This is a genomic window from Aporhodopirellula sallentina SM41 (assembly GCF_000346505.1).
In the GTDB taxonomy this organism is placed as follows: domain Bacteria; phylum Planctomycetota; class Planctomycetia; order Pirellulales; family Pirellulaceae; genus Rhodopirellula; species Rhodopirellula sallentina.
On the sequence record NZ_ANOH01000085.1, the window covers coordinates 1 to 1819 of the forward strand.

A 1819-nucleotide genomic window follows, 5' to 3' on the forward strand; every position below is an offset into this window, starting at 1 on the left:
CACGACCTAGACTTAACATGTCGTCTCCGCAATTGACCCACGAAACATACGCTGACTTCGTTGCGTCAAATCCGTTCGCGGTGGTTCACTGCTGGGCCGTATGGAACGGCTACGATCACCAAATGCGCTCGGCGCTTGCCGACCAAATGCCACACTTCCCCCAGATCGCGTTCGCCGAATTTGACGTTGATCCACCCGATCACCATGACATCTGCCGTGAATTGAACGTGCATGGCCCTCCGTTTCTTGCGCTGTATCGCGATGGCGTGCTCGTCACTTCCCGCGTTGGCCTCATGGATCGCGCGGACTTGCGTGCGTTTCTTGATGGCCTGCTCAACCCCGCTGCATAGGTCGTGCAACATGGTTTTTACGCTAGGCCTTCGGCACACCTTCCATCTTTTGCAACGCGGGCTGGCTTTGGTACAATTTTTGGTAGTTCAGACGTCGCTCGCTTCGTTTAGGGCGGTGTCGTAAAAACCTTCCGTTGGCCGCACGAGATCATTGGTGCACGAGCTTCACCCCAACCTGCTCTGGCTCGGCCACGCGTTTGACGTTCGCGAACCTCGTCCGTTGTTCGATGCTGGCATCACCGCTGTTGTTGACCTCGCCTTCGAGGAACCGCCCGCTCAGCTTCCACGGCAATTGCTCTACCTTCGCTTCCCGCTGAATGACGGTGGTGGCAACGGCCCGTCCGTTCTTCGGCTCGCGGTTCAATCGCTCGTGGATTTGCTCCACACCGACACTCGCACCATCGTTGCCTGCTCTGCCGGCATGTCGCGTTCGCCGACAATTGCGGCCTATGCGCTCGCATGTCATCTCGACATCACGCCCGAAGTTGCCCTTGAGCGTATCGCTACGATCAAATCGCTGGAGATCAAGGGCCAACTTTGGTCTGATGTTGCTGGCGTTTTCCCCAGCGTACGGCGGCCAACATGGTTTTTACGCTAGGCCTTCGGCACACCTTCGTTGGTAGGCAACGTGCGTTGGCATTGGTACAATTTCTCGTGATTCAAACTCCACCGCTTCGTTCAGGGCGGTGTCGTAAAAACCTTCCGTTCTGCGACCTCAGTTAATCGCATGCCAAGCGCATTCACGCTCGACCTCACAGCTTCACCTTGGGGCATACCGATCGTGAACGCGGGCTTCACTCGCATTTCCGCACGCCGCTATCTACGTGTCACCGCTGGCGACGTTGCCCAGCGAATCGAACTTCGCCCCAACCGCCACGGTGGGGAGTTCACCTGTGATTTAACGATTCATCCGCTTTGGGCGCGAAATGGTGTGAACTTCGACGTGCTGGAACCCGGTATCTGGATCAAAACGGTTTGCGAGCATTTCGCTGGCTCTACTCCAACTTGGTACGATCGCTCGAATTTGGGGCTTCAACAATTGGCTGACTCGTTCTGCCAGCACGGACTGCGTTGGTTCGACGACAATTCAGATGCCACCGGCATCGTTCAATCATCAACCACGTTCACCGACCCGTGGTACAACGAACAGCACACTCACGTCGAACTTGGCCACTGCTTGCTTCGTGCTGGACGCCTTGCCGACGCACAACGCACCTTTGATCGCAAGCCTAAACGTGTCGCTCAATACAAATCCATATCGCAGTGGATCGCGGACGGTAACACTGCGCGAATTGCGGCGCTGCACGATGACTGGATCGCCGTTGGTCGTTTACAGATTGACGCTCTAACTTAGTGCAACGGTCGCAGAACATGGTTTTTACGCTAGGCCTTCGGCACACCGCTGTCGTTTGTTCGAGCCTCCCGCTGGTGGTAGAATCTGTAGTAGTTCAGACATCGTTCGCTTCTTT

At 56.1% G+C, this 1819-nt stretch carries 3 protein-coding genes; all 3 read left to right on the top strand.

Annotation, left to right across the window (positions count from 1 at the left end; all coding sequences use genetic code 11):
• The coding region (locus RSSM_RS04590) for a thioredoxin family protein (RefSeq protein ID WP_236620938.1) at window positions 1-350 on the top strand (350 nt) is incomplete at its 5' end.
• Window positions 351-504: 154 nt separating this feature from the next.
• On the top strand, window positions 505-948 hold the full coding sequence (locus RSSM_RS04595) for a protein-tyrosine phosphatase family protein (RefSeq protein WP_044301134.1): 444 nt from the start codon (window positions 505-507) through the stop codon (window positions 946-948).
• A 129-nt stretch (window positions 949-1077) separates the two neighbouring features.
• Complete coding sequence (locus RSSM_RS04600) at window positions 1078-1704, top strand: hypothetical protein (protein ID WP_044301133.1); 627 nt, start codon at window positions 1078-1080, stop codon at window positions 1702-1704.
• The last annotated feature ends 115 nt before the right edge of the window (window positions 1705-1819 follow it).

Coding starts and splice junctions, on each gene's coding strand:
- RSSM_RS04600 (WP_044301133.1), top strand. CDS start 1,078: ATGCCAAGCGCATTCACGCTCGACCTCACAGCTTCACCTTGGGGCATA.